General features: G+C 62.1%; 5 protein-coding genes and 1 pseudogene. 1 reads left to right on the top strand and 5 read right to left on the bottom strand.

Annotation, left to right across the window (positions count from 1 at the left end; all coding sequences use genetic code 11):
• Nucleotides 1-422: transposase (locus QW887_RS33505; RefSeq protein ID WP_316196094.1), on the bottom strand; the 422-nt coding region annotated here is incomplete at its 3' end.
• A gap of 212 nt (nucleotides 423-634) precedes the next feature.
• On the bottom strand, nucleotides 635-955 hold the full coding sequence (locus tag QW887_RS33500; protein ID WP_316161022.1) for a DUF736 domain-containing protein: 321 nt from the start codon (nucleotides 953-955) through the stop codon (nucleotides 635-637).
• A 427-nt stretch (nucleotides 956-1,382) separates the two neighbouring features.
• On the opposite strand from QW887_RS33500, the pseudogene QW887_RS33495 reads away from it, so the two are divergent.
• Nucleotides 1,383-1,506: pseudogene (locus QW887_RS33495) on the top strand (DUF736 family protein); the annotation flags it as partial.
• 545 nt (nucleotides 1,507-2,051) lie between these two features.
• Here QW887_RS33495 and QW887_RS33490 read toward each other — a convergent pair.
• From QW887_RS33490 to QW887_RS33480, 3 genes are read right to left on the bottom strand one after another with little or no spacing between them, the layout of a single operon-like run.
• A complete protein-coding gene (locus QW887_RS33490; RefSeq protein ID WP_316161020.1) occupies nucleotides 2,052-3,548 on the bottom strand; it encodes a sugar ABC transporter ATP-binding protein in 1,497 nt (498 codons plus the stop codon).
• Nucleotides 3,545-4,639 carry a hypothetical protein gene (locus tag QW887_RS33485; RefSeq protein ID WP_316161018.1) on the bottom strand — a complete coding sequence of 365 codons (1,095 nt, stop codon included), beginning with the start codon at nucleotides 4,637-4,639 and terminating at the stop codon, nucleotides 3,545-3,547. Before QW887_RS33485 ends, QW887_RS33490 begins: the two co-directional genes overlap by 4 nt.
• A complete protein-coding gene (locus tag QW887_RS33480) occupies nucleotides 4,636-6,753 on the bottom strand; it encodes an ABC transporter permease (RefSeq protein WP_015663991.1) in 2,118 nt (705 codons plus the stop codon). Before QW887_RS33480 ends, QW887_RS33485 begins: the two co-directional genes overlap by 4 nt.
• Between the last annotated feature and the right edge of the window lie 50 nt (nucleotides 6,754-6,803).

The raw sequence follows: 6,803 nt of genomic DNA, 5'->3' as shown, positions 1-6,803 counted from the left end.
TCGCCGCCGATCAGGCGCTCCCGGATGCAGCGGCGCAAGACGGTCTCGAACACGCGACGGAAGAGATCGCTCTCACGAAAGCGGCCGTGCCTGTTCTTCGAGAACGTCGAGTGATCGGGGACAGCTCCATCCAGACCCAACCGGCAGAACCAGCGGTAGGCCAGATTGAGGTGGACTTCATCACAGAGGCGCCGTTCCGAACGTATGCCGAAGCAATAGCCGATCAGGAGCATCCTGATCATCAGCTCCGGATCGATCGAGGGCCGGCCGATGTTGCTGTAGAACGGTGCCAACTCCCGTCGCAGGTCCTCGAAGTCGACGAACCTATCGATCGACCGCAACAGGTGGTCGGCTGGGATGTGCCTTTCCAGCGAGAACTCATAGAACAACGCAGCCTGTTCGACTTGCCGATGCCCCATCATGACCTTCAGTCCCGCCAATTAGACAGACTGAATCACCGATATCTCTGCGCCGCAACTGGCGACTTTTTCAACGAAATCGACCCTGAACGGATATTGGAGGAAAAACGGTCATCCGCCGCTTTTGACCAACGGAACGGGATCGCGGTTCCAGAGGAACGGCCGGCCGACTGCGATGCGCCCCGCCCGGCAAATCCGGACGGAGCGCGATCGGCTCACTCGGCGGTCTTGCGCGGCCGCGACCACAGGAGCGTGTAGCCCTCGCCGCCCTCGTCCTCGAACAGGTTGGCGTAGATCGGGGCGTTGAAGGAAGGGTCGTCGAGCTTGAGCGAGAGATAGTCGCGTCCCTCCTCGGAGCGACGTGCCCAGGCGGCGCCGATCTCGACCCGCCCGGCATAGACGCGGTGGCTGGGCGCGTTCTCGCTGGAGCGGTTGGCTTCGGGGACGATGCGTACACCCTTGGCCTTGAGGCTCAGGGTGATGATCTCGCCCTGGAAATCGTCGCCGACCTTCTTGAAGGAACCGATGGAAGCCATGTTGTCTCTCCTTGGCTGGTTCGGGCCGCGACCACCGCGGCCTCGATGGCGCATATCGGACGAACGGCGAGCGACGGCGCACCCGAAGGGCTGAAGCGGCAGCGGAGGACGGCGTCGGCCAACTTTCTTGTCCCGCGAGGAATGGACGTTCCGTCCAGGGGAAGAAAGTTGGCCGGCGGCGTTGCGCTCAGGCGATCGAGGCCCAGCCGGCCTTCGGCCAGATCAAGCCATCACGAGGCAAGGTGCGTCACTGCCTGATCAGTTCACGGGAGAGACATGGTGCACTGAGGCTGCACAAGAGATCGGGATGATCAGGCGAAAGATCAGAAGCCACCGAGAAGAAAAGCGTGTGCCGATGTGTGCCCTGGCTGCCAAACGTCCGTCACGCCCGGCGAAAGGCCTGGGACAGTCGAGATCCGAAAGGGGGTCCAGCCGGTTCGAGCAGGGACGCGACTATCTCTCCGATAGAGCTCGACGATCCTTCCTTCAACGCTCCGATCTACGCCAGCCTGTTCGAAGACGAGGGCAGCGAGAGCTCTACGCTCCTGTGATCCCGACCACGCTGAACGCGGGGGCCGATCGTGGTCACGTCTTGCAGCGAGACTGGCGGGGACAGTTCGTAGACGAAAAGCCGGTGCAAGGCGGCAGCACGAACCAGGGATGTTCCGACCGCGCCGCGCTCGCACCCACGCCGTAAATGCCGACAGGCAAGACCAGCCCAAGAGGCCGTGACGAGAAGCAATTGCTGCCGATTGCAGGTATCGTCGCACGGTCAGCGCGTCAGACGACCACGACCGCTCCCGCGCCGCCACGTGCACCGCGATTCAAGCAGACATGCATCTCGATGACGAGTGCAGAGAGTCGCTTGGGATAGCGGCGCGGGCCGCTTTAGCAAGGCAAAGGACCTGCAGGATTGACGGCGCTCACGCGCCGCTTTGGCCAGGAGTCCACACCGGAATGCCAAGCCCGAGCGCCTTGTCGGCGAGGTTGCCCTGGATCCCCGAGCCGGGAGAGAACCGTGACACCGATCGGGAGTGTCTCCGGTATGGCGTCGGTGCGCTTGAAGGGATCTGATCGATTGGAGGCCGCGCGCAGTTCAGTGGATGGCGGCATACATGATCTTCTCTTCGGTCGCTTCGATCGCCGAGAATTCTTCGACGACCTTGCCTTGCCTTGATACCAGGATCCGATCCGATAGCGCTATAATTTCTGGCAGATAGGAGGATATCACGACCACAGCTCTGCCTTCATCGGCGAGCCTGTTGATCAACTCGTGAATTTCGACGATGGCCCCGACATCGACCCCGCGCGTCGGCTCATCGAAGATGATCAGCTCCGGATCCTGAATCAACGATTTGGCGATGACAACCTTCTGCTGATTGCCGCCGGAAAGCTCGACAACCTTGACCTCGTCGCCGATGGCGCGAACCTTGAGACGTTCGATCCAGGTCTTGCCGACCTCATTTCTTTCACGACGCGACAACCAGGCTCGCCCTTCCGGAAACTTGGCAAGCAGACCCAAATAGATGTTGCGCGCGATCGAGGCCGTCTCGAAAAAGCCCTCCACCTTGCGGTCTTCGGTGACGTAGGCGATTCCGGCTTTCACGGCCGGCGCGGGCACGCGATATCGCACAGACTTGTCGTTGAGCAGAATTTCTCCACCGTGAAAGAAATCACGCTTCAGAATACCCGAGACGATCTTGAACGTCTCGGTTCGGCCCGAGCCGACCAGTCCGAACACGCCCGTGATCTGGCCCGCGAACACCGACAATGAGTTGTTCCTGACCATCGGCGCCATTTTGAGATTCTGTATTGTCAACACGCGCCTGCCGGCCGGGCGCACTTTGTCCTTCCGCACACCGTAGAGCGTATTTGAGAGGTTTCGTCCGACCATGGCCTGAACGATGCGCGCTCGATCGAATCCCGAGGCGTCGTCGGTGACGACGTGCTTGCCGTCCCGCAGGACAGTAATGCGATCGGCCAACAGCAACGCTTCTTCGAGCGCGTGCGAGATGAAGACGATAGAAACACCGCGCCTCTTCAAATCCCGCACCAAATCGAAGAAATACTTCTTCTCCTCTGGCGTAAGCGTCGCCGTGGGTTCGTCAAAGATGATGACTTTCGCCTTGTGCAGCACGGCGCGAGCGATTTCGACCATCTGCTTCTTGGCCGCGCCCAGGCCGCCGACGGTCGCCGTCGGCGCGACGTCGAAATTGAGAGATTGGAGGAACTGCTGAGCCGCGATGTAGATGCCGCGCAGCCGATTGTAGAATCGCTCCTGACCGAGAAACAGGTTTTGCGCCACGGTCATCGTCGGCACCAGGCTGTTTTCCTGAAACACCATTGCGATGCCAAGATGCCGCGCCTCCAGCGGCGTTCTGGGAGACACCGCGACGCCATCGACCGTCATTGCACCTGACGTCAAGGCCACGACACCGGCCATGACCTTGGTCAAGGTCGACTTGCCTGCGCCGTTTTCGCCGACCAACGCGTGGATCTCGCCCCGCCGCAGCTCGAAATCGACGCCCTCTATCGCTGGCACGCCGGCATACAGCTTGGTTGCCTTCGACAGGGACAGGATGACCTCGCTCATGGAAGGACCTCCCGGCCAAGGGTTGCAAGGGGCAGCCTGAGCACCCTGCCCGGCCCCTTTGCGATCATGACGAGGTCGCCGCCGAATTCGACGGCAGCGACGATGCCGTGATTGACGCCATCAGCGCGGCTATGAAGCGAATAAACCGGCAGTCCGTCGGCACCGAGCCGGATGACGAGTCCGTAAGACCGTGGGGGAGCCCACGGCTTCATGACACCCATGGTCTTGATGTGCGCTCCCTGCAGCGGCTCCTTGAAGGACTGGCCGGACCTGATCCGTGGTGCCACCCAATAGTCAGGCTCGATCTCAGCAATCATGCGACGCCGGTAGGCCGGTTCGCGCAGCACGAACTCGACCAATTGCGTGCGGGCGATAAAGGCCGTCAGCCAGAACCCGCCGCCATGCGCCGGTGCAAGCCGGGAGGGATAGACCGGCAGGTGACCGAGCACGACCGTGCGCGTGCCGCCGGGTGCGATCGAGACCAGACGGTGCCGCCAGCTTTCACTGACCAGCACGTCGTTGCCGTTTGCGACGGCACCGAAGGCGTAGCGAAGCCCGCCCGCAAGCTGCTGCATCGTCTGCGTCCGCGGATCGAGCCTGAAGACACGGCCGGTATCACCGAGCTCCATCAGGTCGCGCGCCCAATCGCCGACCTCATACGATGACGAACCATCGGTTGCGATCAGGGTGCCGTCGCCTGCAGGCGCAAGCGCGTTGACGGCGCGCAACTCACCGGTAAATGTCGAGACCGGGGTCTTGGCGGTGATGTCGTCATAGAAATGAACCTCAGTACCGCCAATCGCAACGGCCAGACCGCCGGACGGAAGCATCGCCAACGCGGAGATCGGCCGCGCGAATCTGCGGATCTCCGTAGGCGACGATCCGGCCCAACGCAGGAGTCGCGCGCCGTCGGCGATGAGAAGGGAGCGGCCGTCGGACGCAATATCCTCCGGTGCTTCACATTCGAGGAGCGTTTCGGCTGCCTCCAGCACTTGATTGGCCTTCAGCGCCCCGTCGAACGACGGAACGGTGATGGTCGCATCGCCGCGGCCGAGCAAGCGGTTTGCGAATTCACGGATGGCGGCGATCACGAATGCCTCCTCCAGCGTGTATCGTAGTGTACGAAGTCGGGATCGGCGTTCTCCAGCTTGAAGCGCCCGATCCTGTTGTTGGCGATGCCGCCGAGATAGAGATAACCGCGGTGTTCCCGCATCGAGGTAATCATCGGGTGATTGACGCCCTTGAGGTCCCAGAGGGATTCCAGGATCTGGCCCTGCTCGTTGAACTTGACGACGCACCCGGTGTTGATGTTCGGAAATAGCCATTCGTCGATCGGCACCCGCTTGGCCATGCGCCGCCGGAAGCCCGGCATCTGCCACGCCAAGTCGAGCGAAGGGCTGCGCATGCCGACCAGCGCCAGCCAATAGTTGCCATCCGACGCCAGATTGATGTTGTCGGGATAGCCCGGCAGGTTGTCCATGACGGTCTCGACCGCGCCTTTCTTCGGACCTGCGAACCAGTATCGCTTGATCGAGCAGCCGAAGGTCTCCGCGAACAAGATCGACTGACCGTCGCTGGCAACAGCGACGCCGTTCGGAAACTTAAGTCCGCGCAGCACGGTGTGGGTCGTTCCACTCTTCGTGTCGTAGCAGATGATGCGACCGTTGCCGCGCGCCTCCAGCCCGTCGACCGGCCACTCGTCCATCTCGTAGCGAACGGTCGCCTCGGAGAAGAAGATCAGTCCGTCATCGGTGATGTCGAGGTCGTCGGCGAGCCGTAGACGGCTGTCGTCATTCACCGAATACAGGCTTCGGTTGGTCTCGTCGGTGGCCTTCTCCACGGTTCCGTCGGGCGTGATGCGGTAGAGACCCATACCGCCGATGCAGACATACAGATTGTCCTGGCGGTCGAACGCCATTCCGAGCGGCTGGCCGCCGATATGGGCGAACACCTCCATCCGCTCGTAGTCCGGCGGAAAGAACCGGATGATGTCACCGTGACGGGAGCCGGCATAGAGCACGTCGTTGCGGTCGAGAATGACATCCTCCGGCGCCTCGATCCGTCCGAGCCCGATGAGAGACACATCGCGAAGCTTGTCGTTCTGCTCGAACGGTCCGCCCTTGCCGATCTCGGTCGGGGGGGGCGGCGGCAGCGCATGATAGGTCGGGGCAACGTAGACCTTGCTGATGATCCGGTTACGGTTCTTCTGCCAGCGTATATCGACCATTGCGGCCGCCAGGAGGATTGTCGCGAGCGCCATGCGGTTGACGCCGCCGCGCGCGTTCATCGCGGTCAAGCCGTTGGTCATCAGGAGGACGATGAGCACACCGACCAGCGACTTGACGACCGAACCCTTGCCACCGCCGAGCGTGATGCCGCCGAGGACGGTTGCAGTCAGGACGATCACCTCGAGGCCGACGCCGATGTCGCCGCCCACGGTTCCGAGGCGGGCGGCAAAGAACAACGCACCGATGCTGGTCAGAACGCCGCTCGCGACGTAGCAGAGCGCGATGGTCCGCCGCACCGGAATGCCGGAATTGTAGGCCGAGCGGCGCGATCCGCCGATCGCCGTGATGTGCCAGCCGGGCCGCAGCCGCGTCAGAAAGACATGGCCGACGATGGCGACGATGACATAGAGCAGCGCGACGCTCGGGATTCCCAGAACATCCCCGCCGCCAATGAAATCCCACGAGGGGATATCTGGAAGCGATGACGCGATGGCATTCGAATAGCGTTGAATCAGCAGATCGAACGCCGAGCGATAGATGATCAGCGTGATCAGCGTGGCGATGAAGGCGCGAAGTCTCAGATATCCGATCAAGACCCCGTTCACGGCGCCAAGCAGCCCGCCGACGACCATGGTCGCGACGACCACTGCCGGAACGGGCCAATTGAGAACGTCCAGGAGATAGAGCGCGCAGAAATCCGTCAGGGCAAACATCGACCCGACCGACAGGTCGATGCCGCCGACGATGACCACAAGCCCCATTCCGAGACCGATGAAACCGATCTCTCCGGCCTGGCGCGCGGTGTCGGCGAGACTCGCGGGGGACAGAAAGTGCTCCAGGACCCGGCTCAATGCGAAGCCGACGATCAGGAGCAGAAGCACAGGAACGGCGGTTTCGGTCCACCTCTTGGACAAGATCTCGCCGAGGAGATGGTCGGGCCAGTAGCGATATCGCAGCCGAGTCAATGTCTCGCGCATCTGCCTTCCATGGGTACTGCCTATGCAATCGTCTTGATGCGCGTCCCGGC

This window comes from Bradyrhizobium sp. SZCCHNRI3052, assembly GCF_032484895.1.
Taxonomy (GTDB): domain Bacteria; phylum Pseudomonadota; class Alphaproteobacteria; order Rhizobiales; family Xanthobacteraceae; genus Bradyrhizobium.
This window is presented reverse-complemented; position numbering and strand designations above follow the sequence as displayed.

Coding starts and splice junctions, on each gene's coding strand:
- QW887_RS33500 (WP_316161022.1), bottom strand. CDS start 955: ATGGCTTCCATCGGTTCCTTCAAGAAGGTCGGCGACGATTTCCAGGGC.
- QW887_RS33490 (WP_316161020.1), bottom strand. CDS start 3,548: ATGAGCGAGGTCATCCTGTCCCTGTCGAAGGCAACCAAGCTGTATGCC.
- QW887_RS33480 (WP_015663991.1), bottom strand. CDS start 6,753: ATGCGCGAGACATTGACTCGGCTGCGATATCGCTACTGGCCCGACCAT.